The 16341-nt window shown below is 34.8% G+C and carries 23 protein-coding genes; 5 read left to right on the top strand and 18 right to left on the bottom strand.

Going from position 1 to position 16341, the window contains the following annotated elements; all coding sequences use genetic code 11:
• Window positions 1–161: 161 nt before the first annotated feature.
• The 8 genes from BN853_RS06940 to BN853_RS06975 form a co-directional block, all read right to left on the bottom strand.
• The gene (locus tag BN853_RS06940; RefSeq protein WP_030005235.1) at window positions 162–1157 is read right to left on the bottom strand and encodes a LacI family DNA-binding transcriptional regulator; all 996 of its coding nucleotides are present in this window, start codon (window positions 1155–1157) and stop codon (window positions 162–164) included.
• A 152-nt stretch (window positions 1158–1309) separates the two neighbouring features.
• Window positions 1310–1672 carry a 50S ribosomal protein L19 gene (rplS, locus tag BN853_RS06945; protein WP_030005236.1) on the bottom strand — a complete coding sequence of 121 codons (363 nt, stop codon included), beginning with the start codon at window positions 1670–1672 and terminating at the stop codon, window positions 1310–1312.
• 141 nt (window positions 1673–1813) lie between these two features.
• The gene (gene trmD / locus BN853_RS06950) at window positions 1814–2545 is read right to left on the bottom strand and encodes a tRNA (guanosine(37)-N1)-methyltransferase TrmD (RefSeq protein ID WP_030005237.1); all 732 of its coding nucleotides are present in this window, start codon (window positions 2543–2545) and stop codon (window positions 1814–1816) included.
• Window positions 2542–3024, bottom strand: a complete 483-nt coding sequence (rimM, locus tag BN853_RS06955; RefSeq protein WP_030005238.1) for a ribosome maturation factor RimM — start codon at window positions 3022–3024, stop codon at window positions 2542–2544. The genes trmD and rimM overlap by 4 nt, the downstream gene beginning before the upstream one ends.
• Window positions 3025–3084: 60 nt before the next feature.
• Entirely contained in the window at window positions 3085–3333 is a 249-nt protein-coding gene (locus BN853_RS06960) for a KH domain-containing protein (RefSeq protein ID WP_030005239.1), read from the bottom strand.
• Between the two features lie 21 nt (window positions 3334–3354).
• Complete coding sequence (gene rpsP / locus BN853_RS06965) at window positions 3355–3600, bottom strand: 30S ribosomal protein S16 (RefSeq protein ID WP_030005240.1); 246 nt, start codon at window positions 3598–3600, stop codon at window positions 3355–3357.
• 68 nt (window positions 3601–3668) lie between these two features.
• Complete coding sequence (locus BN853_RS06970; protein WP_030005241.1) at window positions 3669–3902, bottom strand: DUF2129 domain-containing protein; 234 nt, start codon at window positions 3900–3902, stop codon at window positions 3669–3671.
• Window positions 3892–4287 (bottom strand): YlbF family regulator, encoded by a 396-nt coding sequence (locus BN853_RS06975; RefSeq protein WP_030005242.1) that lies wholly within the window; start codon window positions 4285–4287, stop codon window positions 3892–3894. Before BN853_RS06975 ends, BN853_RS06970 begins: the two co-directional genes overlap by 11 nt.
• Before the next feature lie 167 nt (window positions 4288–4454).
• Here BN853_RS06975 and BN853_RS06980 point away from each other — a divergent pair, with 167 nt between their 5' ends.
• Window positions 4455–5036, top strand: a complete 582-nt coding sequence (locus BN853_RS06980) for a peptide deformylase (protein WP_030005243.1) — start codon at window positions 4455–4457, stop codon at window positions 5034–5036.
• Window positions 5037–5086: 50 nt separating this feature from the next.
• On the opposite strand, the gene BN853_RS06985 is transcribed toward BN853_RS06980, so the two are convergent.
• Genes BN853_RS06985 through thiI form a run of 4 tightly spaced genes read right to left on the bottom strand, consistent with a single transcriptional unit; the run spans window position 5087 to window position 8234 of the window.
• Window positions 5087–5383, bottom strand: a complete 297-nt coding sequence (locus tag BN853_RS06985; RefSeq protein ID WP_030005244.1) for a hypothetical protein — start codon at window positions 5381–5383, stop codon at window positions 5087–5089.
• A gap of 23 nt (window positions 5384–5406) precedes the next feature.
• A complete protein-coding gene (locus tag BN853_RS06990) occupies window positions 5407–6285 on the bottom strand; it encodes a hypothetical protein (RefSeq protein ID WP_030005245.1) in 879 nt (292 codons plus the stop codon).
• 4 nt (window positions 6286–6289) lie between these two features.
• On the bottom strand, window positions 6290–6994 hold the full coding sequence (locus BN853_RS06995) for a TrmH family RNA methyltransferase (protein ID WP_030005246.1): 705 nt from the start codon (window positions 6992–6994) through the stop codon (window positions 6290–6292).
• Window positions 6987–8234, bottom strand: coding sequence for a tRNA uracil 4-sulfurtransferase ThiI (gene thiI / locus BN853_RS07000; RefSeq protein WP_030005247.1), 1248 nt, complete (start codon window positions 8232–8234; stop codon window positions 6987–6989). Before thiI ends, BN853_RS06995 begins: the two co-directional genes overlap by 8 nt.
• An 88-nt stretch (window positions 8235–8322) precedes the next feature.
• On the opposite strand from thiI, the gene BN853_RS07005 reads away from it, so the two are divergent.
• Window positions 8323–8769, top strand: a complete 447-nt coding sequence (locus tag BN853_RS07005) for a GAF domain-containing protein (protein ID WP_030005248.1) — start codon at window positions 8323–8325, stop codon at window positions 8767–8769.
• Between the two features lie 194 nt (window positions 8770–8963).
• Window positions 8964–9563: a 30S ribosomal protein S4 gene (gene rpsD, locus BN853_RS07010; protein ID WP_030005249.1), complete on the top strand. Its 600-nt coding sequence runs from the start codon at window positions 8964–8966 to the stop codon at window positions 9561–9563.
• A 37-nt stretch (window positions 9564–9600) separates the two neighbouring features.
• Here rpsD and BN853_RS07015 read toward each other — a convergent pair whose 3' ends face one another.
• On the bottom strand, window positions 9601–10287 hold the full coding sequence (locus tag BN853_RS07015) for a GGDEF domain-containing protein (protein WP_084232962.1): 687 nt from the start codon (window positions 10285–10287) through the stop codon (window positions 9601–9603).
• Window positions 10229–10510, bottom strand: a complete 282-nt coding sequence (locus BN853_RS07020; RefSeq protein WP_030005251.1) for a hypothetical protein — start codon at window positions 10508–10510, stop codon at window positions 10229–10231. Before BN853_RS07020 ends, BN853_RS07015 begins: the two co-directional genes overlap by 59 nt.
• Before the next feature lie 294 nt (window positions 10511–10804).
• On the opposite strand from BN853_RS07020, the gene tnpA reads away from it, so the two are divergent.
• Window positions 10805–11218, top strand: coding sequence for an IS200/IS605 family transposase (gene tnpA, locus BN853_RS07025; protein ID WP_052591491.1), 414 nt, complete (start codon window positions 10805–10807; stop codon window positions 11216–11218).
• Window positions 11202–12302, top strand: coding sequence for an RNA-guided endonuclease InsQ/TnpB family protein (locus BN853_RS07030; RefSeq protein WP_030005253.1), 1101 nt, complete (start codon window positions 11202–11204; stop codon window positions 12300–12302). Before tnpA ends, BN853_RS07030 begins: the two co-directional genes overlap by 17 nt.
• 115 nt (window positions 12303–12417) lie before the next feature.
• On the opposite strand, the gene BN853_RS07035 is transcribed toward BN853_RS07030, so the two are convergent.
• From BN853_RS07035 to BN853_RS07050, 4 genes are read right to left on the bottom strand one after another with little or no spacing between them, the layout of a single operon-like run.
• Window positions 12418–13212, bottom strand: a complete 795-nt coding sequence (locus BN853_RS07035) for a DUF92 domain-containing protein (RefSeq protein ID WP_030005254.1) — start codon at window positions 13210–13212, stop codon at window positions 12418–12420.
• A gap of 9 nt (window positions 13213–13221) precedes the next feature.
• The gene (locus BN853_RS07040; protein WP_030005255.1) at window positions 13222–13881 is read right to left on the bottom strand and encodes a diacylglycerol/polyprenol kinase family protein; all 660 of its coding nucleotides are present in this window, start codon (window positions 13879–13881) and stop codon (window positions 13222–13224) included.
• Window positions 13868–14815 (bottom strand): phytoene/squalene synthase family protein, encoded by a 948-nt coding sequence (locus BN853_RS07045; protein WP_030005256.1) that lies wholly within the window; start codon window positions 14813–14815, stop codon window positions 13868–13870. Before BN853_RS07045 ends, BN853_RS07040 begins: the two co-directional genes overlap by 14 nt.
• Window positions 14815–16302: a phytoene desaturase family protein gene (locus tag BN853_RS07050; protein ID WP_030005257.1), complete on the bottom strand. Its 1488-nt coding sequence runs from the start codon at window positions 16300–16302 to the stop codon at window positions 14815–14817. The genes BN853_RS07045 and BN853_RS07050 overlap by 1 nt, the downstream gene beginning before the upstream one ends.
• Window positions 16303–16341 lie beyond the last annotated feature (39 nt).

Raw genomic sequence — 16341 nt, forward strand, 5'->3', positions numbered from 1 at the left:
ATTCGCGGTACCACCTTAGTTCTAGTATCACTACTAGCCCTCGTTTAAATTGTTAGCCTCAAAAAGTGTAATTCGTCATTAAGCTTGCTTCATTTTCACCAACCATGAAGTCTCTAAATTCATCACTTAAGTACTACTTTTCTTTTGTCATCGACTGATTATTACATCGAATCTCTTCTTACAATGTAATGCGGTAAAATAATTTTAATTTGATCAACCGCTTCTTTATTCATTAATTTTGTTAATAAACGCATTGCCACGGCACCGATGTCATACACAGGGACGTCAATCGATGTCAAGGTCGGTCTTGATAAAATACCATATTTTGTATTTTGGAACCCACTGACTAAAATGTCTTGAGGAATCTTTTTACCAGCTTCACTCATGATATTCATAAATGAGACGGCAATCGAGTCTCTCACACCAATGGCGCCATCGACTTTTTTATCACTAAAATAGCTTGCAAAATGTTGTCTATTAACTGAAGTTGTTCCACTTGTTCTAAAGATTCTAGGTTCAAGATTGCTTTCTTGCATGGCTCTTGAATAACCGAGTTCTTTTTGTTCGTTTACAGAATATTTACGAACCGTGCTGACGAGATAAATATCTTTTCGCCCCGCTTCAATCATTAACTTGGTAATTTCATACCCAGCTTTGTCGTAATCAATTGAAACACTTGGTACATTTTTATCGTTGTAAACCACGTTAGCCAACACCAGCGGAATTTCATTTTCCTCTAATGTATCTTTAATTTGCTTCATATGTGCTAAATCAAGTTCATCATTTAGTAATAATACCCCATCAACTTGTTCAGCGACAATTTCTTTTAATAGGTCAATTACATTCACATCATCGTGCGCACTAAAAAGCTTCACAGAATAGCTATATTTCATAGCAATGTCTGCAATCCCCGCTAGCATTTCAGCCACACTCGCTCTTGTAATATCCGAGACTAAAACACCCACAGTTGTGGTTTTTCTGCTCGCTAAACCTCTTGCTATCGCATTTGGTCGATACCCTAATTCTTTAATCACTCTTAGCACACGATCCTTCGTATCTGCTTTCACTTTTTCTGGGTTATTTAAGACCCTAGAAACCGTTGCTAATGATACTCTAGCTGCTAGTGCGACTTCATAAATTGTTACTTTTGAACTCATACCCTCAACTCCTTTAATTTCTATTTAATTATAACACTTCGTGTAAAGGCTTTCAAGCGTATTATGAAAATTTTTTCATTCATGTTATTTTTTTCACATTCCGAAAGAAAAAACCAACCACAAATGCGGTTGGTTTGTCAATCTTAATAAAATTACTTTTGACGTTTTTCTTTGATACGTGACGCCTTAGCTGAAAGTGTTCTGATGTAGTTAAGTTTAGCTCTACGAACTTTACCGCTACGTGCAACTTCTAGCTTGTCAATTGATGGGCTGTTCACTGGGAACGTACGTTCAACACCAACACCGTATGAAACTTTACGTACTGTAAATGTTTCACTGATACCGCCACCTTGACGTTTAATTACCAATCCTTCAAATAATTGGATACGTTCGCGGTTACCTTCTTTAATTTTTACATACACTTTTACAGTATCACCTGGATAGAAAGTTGGAACTTCCTTGATGTATGCTTGTGTTAGTTCAGCAATCAATGCTTGACCTTTTGCTCTTGCCATTGTATTCACTCCTACTCTTCCAGTGTTCATAAAGGATTCTCTAGCGGACCACTGTGCTTTACCGATTTACGGCATTTGAAATTATATCATAGATATAGAAATACATCAAGTCTTTTTGTTTCTTTTTTCTTGATTCTATTTTTATTCTTTAATATTCGACTCTTTTTTGATTTCTTCAAGCATTTTAATATCTTCTTTATCAAGTGGAAATCCGTTTAATAAATCTGGACGTTTTAAAAATGTTTGTTTCAGTGATTGATATCGTCGCCAACGATCAATCTCTTTATGGTTTCCTGAAGTCAAAACCTCTGGAACTTCCTTACCTTCGTAAGAAAACGGTTTGGTGTAATGTGGGTGTTCTAGTAATCCCATATGAAACGAATCCTGTTCATAAGAATCTTTCTTGATTACGCCATCTTGAAGTCTTGCTAATGCATCGGTAATGACCATTGCAGCAAGTTCACCACCCGTTAGAACATAATCGCCAATCGATACTTCTTCATCAACCATGTCGTGAACGCGTTCATCAATGCCCTCATAATGACCGCATAGAATAATAATGTGTTGTTTTTGTTGAAGTTCGATTGCTCGTTGTTGGTTGAATGTTTTACCCCTAGGCGAGGTCAACATGACGTGTGTTTGTTCGTTTCTAAGGTTTTTTAAAGCTAAATAAAATGGTGGAAATTGTAAAACCATCCCAGCCCCACCACCATAAGGTGTATCATCTACTTTATTGTGTTTTAATACACTATAATCTCTTAAATCAATCACATTGATTTCAATCAGATTCTGAAGTACTGCACGCTTCATGATCGATTCGTTGAACATTGGTTTAATCATTTCTGGGAAAATGGTAATAATGTCAATTCTCATAACAAGCCTTCGATTTCTTCGATTTTAATTGACTGGTCATTAATTTCTTTAATAAATGCACTTACAAATGGAATTAAAACCATCTTCTCGCTCGTTTTAACTTGTAGTAAGTGCCCTTGTGGCACATCCATGACGTCATTAACGATACCGATCAATTCATTGTTTTTATTATAGACGTTTAAGCCAATCAAGTCTTTATAATGATACTCATCTTCTTTTAAGACTGGTTTTTCATCAGTATAGATTAAAGAACCTTTCAAATACTCGATGTCATTAATGTCATCAATCCCTTGAAATTTAATAATTAATCCTTGATTGAATTTCCTAACAGCTTTAATCGTAAACTCTCTTTTTTCTTCTTTATCGAACAAATACACTGTTTTTCCCACAACAAAACGATCAAAGTCCGAATCCGTTTTTACTTTGACTTCGCCTCGAATGCCGTGTGTATTAATCATTCTTCCAATTTCATAACTCATCGTATCACCACCTACATTATAGTCCCTTTTTAAAAATAAAAAAAGAGATATTATCTCCTTTTAAAATGCATCAATATCAATGCGAACGTGCTTGCCTTCTTTAGAAGCACCAGCATACACAATTGTACGAATGGCAGAAGCAATCTTTCCACCTTTACCAATCACACGACCAAGGTCATCTTCATGGACTAGGACTTGAATTGCTAATTCATTGCCATCATCCGCTAGTGTTTTAACAAGTACATCCTCAGGGTGAAGCACTAATGGCGTTACCATGTTTTTAATTAATACATCATAATTTATAGCCATTTTTTTCCCCTCCCTTTGGTTTTACTTATCTAAGATAGAATACTTTTTAAATAAACTTTTAACAGTTTCAGTTGGTTTTGCACCATTAGCAATCCATTTAGCAGCTTTTTCTTTATCGATATTCACTAAAGCAGGTGTTTGTAGTGGATCATATGTTCCAATGATTTCTAAAAACTTTCCGTCTCTTGGTGAAGTCACGTCAGCAGCAACTACACGGTAAAATGGTTTTTTATTTGAACCAAAACGTTGTAATCTGATTTTTACCATATTATTCAACTCCTTTTACATCTAGTCTTATTATACGGATTTAAAATTATATGTCAAGTATTTTTCCTTTACACTTCGAAAATTATTTTTTGATTCTCTAGTAGCGAAGGTTCATATCTTATGATTCCCTTCATTTGTTCTAATTTACGTTTAATGTCTTTTTCATTGGCACGATCAAAATAAATCGTTAGAAACTTAAGCCGCGTCGAGTTATAAGTCACATTCACGTCTAATTGTTCTACTTTTTTAATGGCTTCTTTATTTTTATAATACACAATATATGAAATCCGATCAATGCGCATGACAACTTCCCTCTTTCGTGAATCCAAATTCATTTGGTGTCTTGATGTGTGATGAAACCATCTCACCAAGTGTTCTAGATATTTCATCTAATTCTTTTTGGATTAAACTCTCTAATTCAATGTACTTTTTCACTTCTTCTTTTTCAAATAAAACGCGCTTATCTAGCGCAAAACGTTTAACGGTTTCTTTGAAGTCTGGGTGGTAAGTCCCACCGGTCTCCATTATTGTATTATACGCATCGCTGGCTTTTTTAAATGCCATAATCTCTTCTTTATACTTCGAATCGATTTCTATTTTGAGTTTAATTAAATTTTGATACGTCTCACTTGACTTAATCTCGTCTGCAACTTCGTATGCTTTAAATATGATTGCCATTCTATCCATAGTTTCACCCTACTATAACTATACTTTTTTTTATGCTTAATGTCAAAATAAAGAGAAAAAATACACATTTTTATTACGCATTATTAAACTTGCATCCGTTTTTTTTGAAATCAATCCGGTTTTCTTAGAAACAACTTATGATATAATTATTATGAGGTGTTTAATCCATGATTTTAATGAAAGATATCATTAGAGAAGGCCATCCGACTCTAACTAAAAAAGCAGCCCCTGTCAAACTTCCAGTTTCGATTGCCGATCGTAACCTTGGCTTTTCACTACTTCAATACGTCATTAATTCACAAGATGATGAACTAGCCAAAAAGTACGGATTACGTGCTGGTGTAGGGTTAGCTGCCCCACAAATTAATGTATCAAAACGAATGTTTGCAATGCACGTACACGATCTTGATGGAAAACTCTATTCTATGATTGTTGTTAATCCAGTCATCACACACCATTCAAGAGAAATGACTTATATTCCAGGTGGTGAGGGCTGTTTATCGGTTGATAGAGAAACCGAAGGCATCACACCTAGATACGTTTCAATTCGCATGAAAGCCTATATTTATGATTTACAGTCCAATGACTTTGTTTTAAGAGAAATGGATTTGGATGGCTATCCTGCGACTGTGTTCCAACACGAATACGATCATTTAGACGGTATCATGTACACAACGAAACTTTATCTTGAGGTTCCAGGTGCTACACCGCTATTTGATTTGTACGAAACTGAAGAAGACGAAATCTAAGAAAAAAAGCAGCTAGGCGACTAGTTGCTTTTTTTTGTGGTGAGAGATGATCAATCACCCTTATAAACTTTAACTGAAACAATTAAGCTTATCACGATAAATCCAAGAATAATCCAATTATAGAGTTGCATATTTTCAATAACGGATGCGATTAACGCCGTGATAAAAACAAGTGTTGCCGTAACCGCGAGAAAATTAGAGGTCACATTCAAAACTTTTTGAATAAGCGGGCGATGAAACGTGCGTTCAAAATAGAAATTTGCAAGAACACTAATTATCAGCATACCCATACCGATAAACACCAAATGCCAAATCATTTCAGTAATTAAAAACTCCCAAAAACCCATGTCATCATCCCTTCGATTAACTACTACTCAATTATTTTTTCTATGATGGTTTTTTCCGCTTTTAGTAACATACCATAAGTCAATTGACTCTCTTGGTTAAGCCCTAATTTAGAATCCATTTTTAAATAGCGTTCTTTGTTGCTTTTTTTCTTTGATAAAAATGCAAATATAGATTTTTTTTCATATGATTTATCTCTATTTTGTAGATAGTCAGTTAGATTGTTATCTAGCATAATAAAGCCCTTAAACTTGTCTCTTTTAAGCTTCTTAATTATGTCAATGATGTTTGTAGTACCTAAACCAATCAAACACGCTTCAAAATCCTTCGTAATATCATTAATTTTAACACTTGAAAGAACGTTTCTTAGTAATCGATATACGGTGGTAGTTGAAATCTGATTTTGATAAAACATAGTACCATCGTAGATGAAATTTATCTGTTTTATGTTCGATACTAGATACGCTAAATGCCCAGATAAGTAACCTTCTCTGTAATTAAATGAAAGTTCAAACTTCGATTTTTTAGTCAGTTGATAGACCTTTTTTATCCAGTCCAGTAACATCGTTGATTGCGTATCAAAATCATCAATTTGAGGTAATTTGATTGACACAACTTTTGCGTGTAAATTATCTGCGTTCGAAAATGCCTTTTCGATGATACTGAAGCTTTCGTCTTCTAAAATGTGGTATTGATCGTATGAAATTTCAACAACCGAGACAGTGAGTTTGTTTTGTTTTAACAGTTCATTTGCTCGTTTAATGTCTGATTCACTTAATTCGTGAATCATTTTTTCGTCAATTTTTCTTAGACCTATGTATTTCATATCCAATTCTTTAGCAATGCGTAGTTGTTCTTCAAGACCTGATTTTTCTAAGTCGAAGAATCCAGAGATATATGACATTCAATCACACCTGCCATTCGTACATGATGATTGAACCAGCTACCCCAACATTTAATGATTCGATGTGACTGGTTTCAATCATTACTTTATAGTCTGCTAAATCGAGTATTTCTTGTTTGATTCCTTGTCCTTCATTACCAAGCACAAGGACTAACTTATCACTAGGTATTATTTCTTTTAATTTCAGGGACCCATAACTAGAGGTTGCGTAAACTTTGTAACCTAGTTTTTTAAGCTGTTCGATACGTTCAATTAGAGGTGCTTTAATTAAACTTGCGTAAAAAATATTACCTTGGGTTGCTCTAATGGTTCGTTCATGATAGAAATCAACGGTTTGATGGCTCGCAATAATGGTTGAAAAACCAAAGCCGACCGCACTTCTTATAAGTGTTCCTAGATTTCCTGGATCTTGAACATCATCAAGCATTAAAATCTTGTTTGACAGCGTCGGGTATTCTTTTTTCTTACAAATGGCTAGCACATCTGAAGGTGTTTCTGTTAAGGACAATTCCCTCATCAATTCTTCTGAAATCAATAATCCCTCTTTATTTGGATTAGATGTATAAATTTCCAACGTAAAGCCATTTTTCTTTGCCTCTTCAAGTGAGTGTTCTCCGTATACGAGAAAGCTGTTTGACTGGTCTCGATACTTTTTTGATTGAAGCTTAAACAACCATTTTATTCTTGCGTTATCTCTTGAACTAATCATGATTGATTGCCTCCCATGCCTCTTCAACAGTAAACCCATGCAGCGTCAAATCAAACGTTGAAGTTGGTGTTACAATGAAGGTTCTTGTTTGTTCAATAACTTGATCAATAAGTGCTTCATAACCAACAAAAAACGATTCATAGTAGGCAGCTTTTTTCCCACTCGGTTTGGTTGCTGGTTCTTTTGGCACATAGACGGTGCAACAATCCTCAAATGGTTGGATTGATACGTCATATGTGTCAATTATTTTTGAGATACTTACAATGTCTTGTTTATCGTAAGTAATTAATGGTCTTAGAATTGGAATGGTCGTCACTTCTTCAATGGTTTTCATTGAATCGAGTGTTTGAGATGCCACTTGACCGACCGACTCACCGGTAATTAATACCAACGCTTTTCTCTTTAGAGCTAATTTTTCAGCAATACGAAACATCATACGTCTCATCACTGTAATCATATAAGGTTCGTAAATATCTGTCAAAATACGTTCGTGTATAATCGAAAAAGGGACCATATGGACCTTGTATTCATGTCTTGGTGCGAATATCGCAATTTTTTTGGCTAGATCCAGCACTTTTTGTGCCGATTCAATCGAAGTCATTGGCGTAGATTCAAAATGAATCCCTTCATTCTCAATGCCTTGTTTCATTGCCAAATAACTAGCTACAGGGGAATCAATACCACCACTTAATAAGCATAGTCCTTTCCCAGCTACCCCAACAGGAAAGCCACCCATACCTTTGATTGAATCTAGGTAAACATAGGACTTATCTTCTCTAAGTTCAATATAGACCGTTATCTCCGGATTAATCATTTGCACTTTGTAAATGCCATCAAGTGCCTTTAAAACCATTCCAGCAACGTGCCTTGAAATTTCTTGTGACGTGAACGGAAAGTTTTTGTCTGCGCGCTTACTTTCAAACTTAATCGTCGATCCTGGTTTGGCTTTTTGATTTAACAGCTCAACTGTGACTTCTTTTATCGCCTCTAGGGTTGATTCACACTCTACGACGAAGCTGTAAGAACCAATACCAGCAATTCGATTCAATCGCTCTTTAACAACACTTTCTTGAACTTCATTGATATTTAAATACACGCGATCGTGTCTTTTATCCATCGTGATGTTTAAATCTTTTATATTTAATTTGATTGCTGCTATCATGCGTTCAATAAAGACACGCTTGTTTTTCCCCTTTAACATTAAATCGCCAAAGCGGATTAAAACCTTAGTATATTTCATTTTATTATCACCATAACTATTTTAACATATTTATTCGACACTAATGGTATAATATATAAGAATATTCCAAAAGAAAGAAGGAACAACCATGAATCAATTACTACTAGAAAGTGCCGCAGGTTTATTTGAAGAATCTGAAAATAATATTTCATTGCTATCAAACGCAAGTGCCTTTGTTAAAGCTTACGTTGAGGATTTAAACTGGGCTGGTTTCTATCTGTTTGAAAACAACCATCTAATCTTAGGTCCATTCCAAGGCCTACCAGCCTGTGTTAAAATTGAAGTTGGCAAAGGAGTGTGTGGCACCTCATTCAAAGAAGAAAAAACATTAAACGTAGCTGATGTTCATCAATTCGATGGTCACATAGCATGCGATTCGAATTCGAACTCTGAACTAGTGATTCCACTAATTAAAAATGGCGTAAAAATCGGTGTGTTTGATATCGATAGTCCCATCCATAACCGTTTCGATTTAGAAACCGAACAGTTTTTAACGGAAATTTCAAAACTAATACTTAAGTATTATCAAATTTGATTGACATTTCTTAAATAAAGATATATAATATCACTTGTCGGTAAAAGCAGGCAATAATTAAATTATAAGAATTAGATCACATCCCAGCAGGGGCAACAAGTAACCTTTCTGCTTTAAGGTGAAAGTGAAATGTCGATCTCCTTGTAGTTATTAATGCATTTTTTACCACCAAAACTATAAGGAGGTAAAAAATTATGAGTAGATACACAGGACCATCATGGAAAATTTCACGCCGTTTAGGATATTCAATTTCTGAAACTGGCAAAGAATTACAACGTCGTCCTTATGCACCTGGTCAACACGGTCAACGTCGCAGCAAATTAAGCGACTATGGTACTCAGTTACAAGAAAAACAAAAAGTAAGATTTACTTACGGTGTTTCTGAAAAACAATTCCATAAGACTTTCGTTGAATCAAAGAAACTTAAGGGTGTACACGGTGAAAACTTCTTGAGATTATTAGAATCAAGATTAGACAACATCGTTTACCGTTTAGGATTCGCTAATAGTAGAGCACAAGCTAGACAATTAGTTAACCATGGTCATATCTTAGTAGACGGTAAAAAAGTGGATATTCCATCATACCGCTTAGTTCCTGGTCAAAAGGTCACTTTACGTGACGGATCTAAATCATTAGTTGTTGTACAAAACGCACTTCAAGCAATGGTTATCCGTAAAGAGTTCGTATCCTACGATGAATCAACAATGGTTGGTACATTTGTAAGATATCCTGAAAGAAACGAAATCTTACCAGAGATCAAAGAACAATTAATCGTTGAATTTTACAACAGATAATTTAAAAGTCCAAGCAGACAACTGCTCGGACTTTTTTTTATCCAAATAAATAATCGTTTTTCCCTTTACTCTTGACTTCATAAAGTAGTTCATCTGCTTTTCTAACCGGATCTAATTGATCAACGTACTTAGATATACCGATTGAAACACTAATTTTACTTTGAATCCCCTTGAACTTGATTTCTTTCGTTCGATTGATGATGGTTTGCGCCATTTGTTTTACATCTTGTTCCGGCAAAAACAACAATCCAACAAATTCATCACCACCAATGCGGTAGAAATGATTGAGTTCACACTCTTGGCTTTTTAGTACTTGACCAAATGCTTTTAGAAAATCATTTCCAACCAAATGCCCATATCGGTCATTTATTTCTTTAAAGTCATCTAAATCCAAATACATGACATGGAAATTTTCATTTTGATAACGAAGCCCATAATGATAGTCAAATGTGTATTGATTAAATAAACCCGTTAGTGAATCTTTATGCGTTCGCTCATAATTTAGTTCTTCTTTATTCATTAATTCAGTTAAATTATAAACAAAGACACTAAACAAATCCGTTTTATTTCGAATTGGATAAATAACAAAACGTAACCAAAAACGTCCAAATGAACTGATGATTGGAAACGTCACATCCGATGTTCCTGCAAAACGAAACAACTCACTATCGATGTATCTTTTGTACTTCTTTTTTTGAGCTGATTTGCGCGTATTTATTGTCATAGTCAATCAGTAGATAAAAATCATCAAACTTCATTGTTTTTTTATCATCACTTAAGCCCAATGTCGACAAACTTCCGCTTAATAAATGAAATAACACATCTGTTTTGTTGGTTGCATCCATCAATAAAATCGCTCGATCTTCTCTATCTAGTAAGATATCTTTAACCACATCAACGTCGTATTTATCTTTAATGTATTGTTCACTTGTTACAAAGTAATTCATTCGATCACATCCTCATTAAGTTAACCGGTTCCATACTTAAATTATAACATCTTTTTATCATTTTACAAGAAATAAGATATGAGGCTAAAAAAGCAGCTAGTTCACGCTCATATGGACCAGGTGCCTTGTTATACAAAGCATATTTAACAACACAATCAAGAAATCCCCTTGCTCTACAGGTAGCGGGAGGAATTGATTCTTTTTATTTTTGAGATTGATTATTATATATAAAATATGATATAATATAAATATATTATACACTTGGTATGTAATATGAAAGAAGGCCTTATTATGATAAAATTAGACACCAACGCACATTCAGTCTTTATGTTATGGTATCACTTGATTTTAGTCACCAAATATAGACGTCGAGTCTTCAATGATGAAGTCTCTAATCGCGCTAAAGATATTTTTGAAAATATCGCTTCTAACTATCATATTACACTTATTGAGTGGAATCACGATTCTGATCATGTTCATATTCTATTTAGAAGTCATCCTAAAACAGAATTATCCAAATTCATCAATGCTTACAAATCCGCTTCATCTCGATTAATCAAACAAGAGTTTGAATCTGTACGTAACAAGTTATGGCAGTCTTACTTTTGGAGTCAAAGTTTTTGTTTGTTAACTTCGGGTGGTGCACCGATTGAAGTAATCAAACAGTATATCGAAAGTCAGGGTGAAAAAGATGAACAAAGCCTTTAAGTTTCGTATCTATCCCAATGAATCTCAAAAGACTTTGATTCATATGACCTTAGGCCATAATCGCTTTTTATGGAATAAGATGTTAGAAGATAAACAGAGACATTATGAACTCACTAAAAATAGCCTTCATCTTACACCAGCTCAGTATAAGAATGACTATCCCTTTTTAAAAGATGTCGATTCGTTATCTTTAGCTAATACACAACTCAATCAAGAAAAAGCCTTTAAACAGTTCTTCAATCATAAACAAGAACGACCAAAGTTTCGTTCTAAGAAACAAGACTATGGGTATACAACCAATCTAGTGAATCATAATATCGTTCTATTAAAAGGCTATATCAAGTTACCTAAACTGGGTGAAGTGAAGATCAAACAACACAGAACCATACCGAGTGAGATGATTCTCAAAAGCGTAACTGTATCAAAGAGTAGTACAGGTAAGTATTATGTCTCTATTCTATATGAATACCAAAAAGAGATTCAGAAACAAGTAGTCAAAGATGCCATAGGACTAGATTTCTCAATGACTCATTTTTATGTCGATAGTGAAGGATTCAAGATGGACTATCCTAAAGACATACAAACAGACTTTAACAAACTTAGAGTCCTTCAAAGAAGTTTATCTAGAAGAGTCAAAGGGGCTAGTAACTATGATAAGAAGGCATTAGAAATCGCCTTGTTATATGAAAGAATCAAACATAAAAGAGATGACTTCCTACATAAACTATCTAACGCGATAGCCAAGCGTTATGAATTAGTGAGTGTCGAGGGTTTGAATCTCATAGAGATGTCTAAAACAAATCCATATTACGCCAAACAGATATCTAGATTTGGTTGGACTAGATTTGTATCCTTCTTAAAGTACAAGTTAGAAACACAGGGTAAAAGCCTGATGATGATGGATCAGTGGTATCCATCATCTAAGAGATGTAGTTGTTGTGGGGACATCAAAACAGATTTGAAGTTATCTGAGAGAGTCTATGATTGTCCAAATTGTGAGTTACATCTTGATAGAGATCATAACGCAGCGATCAATATCAACAAAGAAGGGTTTAGAAAGTATAAGTTAGCTTTTCAGCTATAAATGAATAAGAACCGTAGGGACTACGGGGATAGCCTATTGAGTCACTGGCGGGTACGCTGGTTTGGATAGGAAGCCCCCACTTCTATTAAGTGGTGGGTAGTTCACTTGATGACCACTAGGCGTAGACCATTAAAGTAACCAAAGAAGCAAAAAGTGCACTTAGAAAATTAACCATGTCATTGGTTATGAAAACAAACCCAGAAATCAGTACTGCTTTTTCACCTTTTAAATACTTTGATTCAGAAAAAATACCACTACGCTCACCTTTATACTTCGCTTGAAGAAGTATACCCAAATACGAATCCAATAAACAACCAATAAATCCACCAATGATGATCATCCATACGTATAAGAGCGTCGTTGATAGTGGGTCATTTCGATGAATTATTAGAAGGACGAATGCAGTCAATCCAATCCAAAGTGCCCCAATTAATGACGACGTTGTTCCTAGTAAACTAACGCCACCCGATTCCCCTCGCTTAATTTCTTTAAACGTCAATATGGAAACCGTCTTTCCTTTTGAAAAAACTCCGATTTCGCTTGCCCATGTGTCGGCGTTACTTGAAGCGATTGAAACGATGCCTGCAATTAGCAATAATGGATTGTTAGATACGTAGTATAAGATAGCAAAGACTGAGGCAATTGAAGCATTTGAAATAACTTGGATATAATTTCTGCCCTCTTTCTCACTCTTATAACCCATCTTTTGATCGTGAATTTTTGTAAGTATCGACGAAGAAACAAAAAACGATATTAAAGACCCCCACATCACATAACTACCGAATCCATAGATGATGGTACCAAAAAACACTGCAGCAAAAAAACCACTAAAATTAAGTGATTGTTTTTTGTAGGCCATATATGCCACAATAAAACTTAATAAAAATCCAATCAGTAGTTCTTTTGTCATAAATTCCCCTTAAATACCTAATAGTAATAAGTAATAAACCAATGAATTTGATAAGGGCACCGTCAAGTTGTCTAGCCCTTTAGGTGTGTATAGTTCAATCACAGTTGCTAAAATTGCAATGAGCGGCGCTAAATAAAATGCCGAATTACCTTGATAGATGAATAATATGATCAGCGACACGACAAGTGAAGCAACAAACATCGCAAGACTTCCTTCAAGTGATTTGTTAAACTTCAGCTTGTGTTTGCCGTATTTTTGACCAATCACAGCAGCAAAACCATCCCCATAACCAAGGATTAAAATACCAATCGCTCCAATTTCTGGCTGTTTAAGTAAGCCAAAACTCACAATAACCAAAATCAATAATGAAATCGGAAAATATACGGTACCTAAATTACCATTTCCACTGCGTTCCATCGATTTAATCAAGTTCATTTTGTAACTCGCATAATTTAAAATAATAAATGTAATTGGTGGTACAATCGCAAACCATACGTTATCAAAAAATAACATTGCCAAAATCCACCAATTTGAAACACCGATGTGAATGAATTTTCTTGCCCCTTCATCTTTTAAAATCCCTTTTTTTTGTAGCACCGTTGATACCCCAATGATGACAAAAACAAGCACATAAGAAAGAATAATACCTAACCAATTATTCGCGTACATTTTCCTTTTCTCCCTTTATAGATTGTAAAAACTGTTCGATTTTTTCTCTTTTTTCTTGATTATTCAATACTATTCTACACGAATATACGTCATAATTCATTAAAATTGCTTTGTCCAAAATCCCTCGATATAAAACGATTGCTAGTCCGAGTGGTTTAGTGATATCTGGCTCAAATCTGTTTAGCTGATCAAGTGCTTGTTGATAGGAGTCATAGGCGATTTTACTAAGCGATTTAAATAGTTCAATAAATGGCTCATTGATCACACTGTGATCGATGTCTTTTCTATGATATCCGTAGGCATCTAACATCGTTTTAGGTAAATAGACACGTTTATTCTTGATTTTATCTTCTTTGATGTCCCTTAAAATGTTGGTTATTTGCATCCCCCTACCTAAGCCTATCGCAAAGTCATTTAGCTCTTTGTAGTTAGTGGGCGAAAGGACTGGCAATAACATTTGTCCTACGGTACCTGCAACTAAATCACAGTACGTATAAAGTTCTTCTAAGGTTTCAATGTCTTTAAAATGAATATCATTTATTTGACCTTCAATCATCCGATAAAACGGCTCATAGTCGTAATCACTTGGATAGAAGCTTCTTGTGTACCTCTTTAGCGCACGAAAAACAAGGGTATTAGCTGTTTTTCTTTTCTTATAGTCATCTAATTGCTCTTTAAGCCTAATCAGACCTAATTCGTCTTTATATTCATCTGCAAGATCGTCTGCGTAGCGACAAAACGCATAAACGGCGTAAACCGCGTGTCGCTGTCTTCTAGACTTTAAACTTGAAAACGCCTTATAAAAGGTTAATGAATTGACCTTAATGATGTATTCAATTTTTCTTAGTTCAATACTCAAATAGAGGATATAGCCCATCACAAGAAAAAAGATAAGTAGGCCAATTATAATTAATACCGGTTCAAGTCCGTTCATTATTTTTCACTATCTTTCTTTATTTCTCGTGTTACGATATCCGCAGATAACATAACAATCGGCACACCCGCTCCAGGGTGATTTGAACTACCGACGAAATACAAATTTTTAACCGTTTTCGACCGTGCTTGTGGTCTAAAGTAAAGCGATTGTGTGACGACTGGTCGAAGTCCAAACGTAGCCCCAAATTGTAGATTAAATTGTTTCTTAAAATCATCTGGTGTGAATACACGCATGACCTCGATGTGATCTTTTATGTCATTAAATTCATCAATTTGACTAATCATATCTAAGACTTCGTTGACGTATTGTTTCTGAAACGCCTCACTCCATGAAGTCATCCCTTTATGAAGCGATGGCACTGGTACTAAGACATAAATGATTTCTTTTCCTTTTGGTGATAACGTCTCATCTACTTGAGTGGGACTGTACATGTAAAAAGAGGGATCCTCTGGAACATTAAACTCAAATAAATCATTGATGTTTTTCTTAAAATCTTTTGCAAAACGAAGGGTGTGGACGTTAGTTTTATATTTTTTATCTAAACCCAAATAAATAACAAGACTTGATGCTGAATACGACATCTTATGTATCTTTTTGGTTGTATACTTCCCTTTATCTTTTTCATTTTTAATTAGCTCACTGTTTGCGTATGGAAAATCAGCGTTCGTAAGCACGATATCACTATGATGGTGTTCTTCATTACTTACCACGCCATAAGCCAATCTGTCTTTAATTAAAATTTCGCTAACATTCTCATTCAATCTGAGCTTACCGCCCATTTCAAGAAATCGTCGCTTCATTTGATTCGCCATCTCATACATACCGCCCTTAATATACCAAACACCATAAAGTAGTTCAATCATCGGAATAATGGTATAAATCGATGGTCCTGTAAATGGTGATACACCAATGTATAAAGTTTGAAAAGATAATGCTTGTCTCAATTTTTCATCTTTTACAAATGAAGAAATTGAATCATAAGCGCTATTAAGCGTTCTTAGTCTAAGCAAATGATATAAGCTTTTTGGATTATAGAATTGAATTGGTTTTGAATAAGACTTCATTAGGAAGTGTTCTTTTGCAATTAAAAACCGCTTGTAGACATCCGAAAGGTAAGCTAGATACCCCTGGGCATCTTTCGGGTCTATTTTTTCTAATTGACTAACTAGCTGTGTCAAATCGGTAGAGATTCTCAATTTTGTCTGATCTTTGAAGTGGATATCATACATCGGTGATAATAAACTCATGTCAATGTAATCTTTAGGATCAACTCCTGATAGTTCAAAAATTTCATTGTATATTTCAGGCATCATCACAATCGTCGGCCCCACATCAAACTTAAATCCCTTTTCTTCAATTTGATACATACGACCGCCAACTTTTTCGTTTTTCTCAAAAATCTCAACATCAAATCCCATTTTTAGTAATCGGATGCCCGATGCAAGTCCACCAACACCTGCACCTATTATGATGATTTTTTTCATTTGAAACACCTCATTTATTGTTTATATTATAACACATTA

Origin of the sequence: Paracholeplasma brassicae, from assembly GCF_000967915.1 — a bacterium.
Classification (GTDB): domain Bacteria; phylum Bacillota_I; class Bacilli_A; order Acholeplasmatales; family UBA5453; genus Paracholeplasma; species Paracholeplasma brassicae.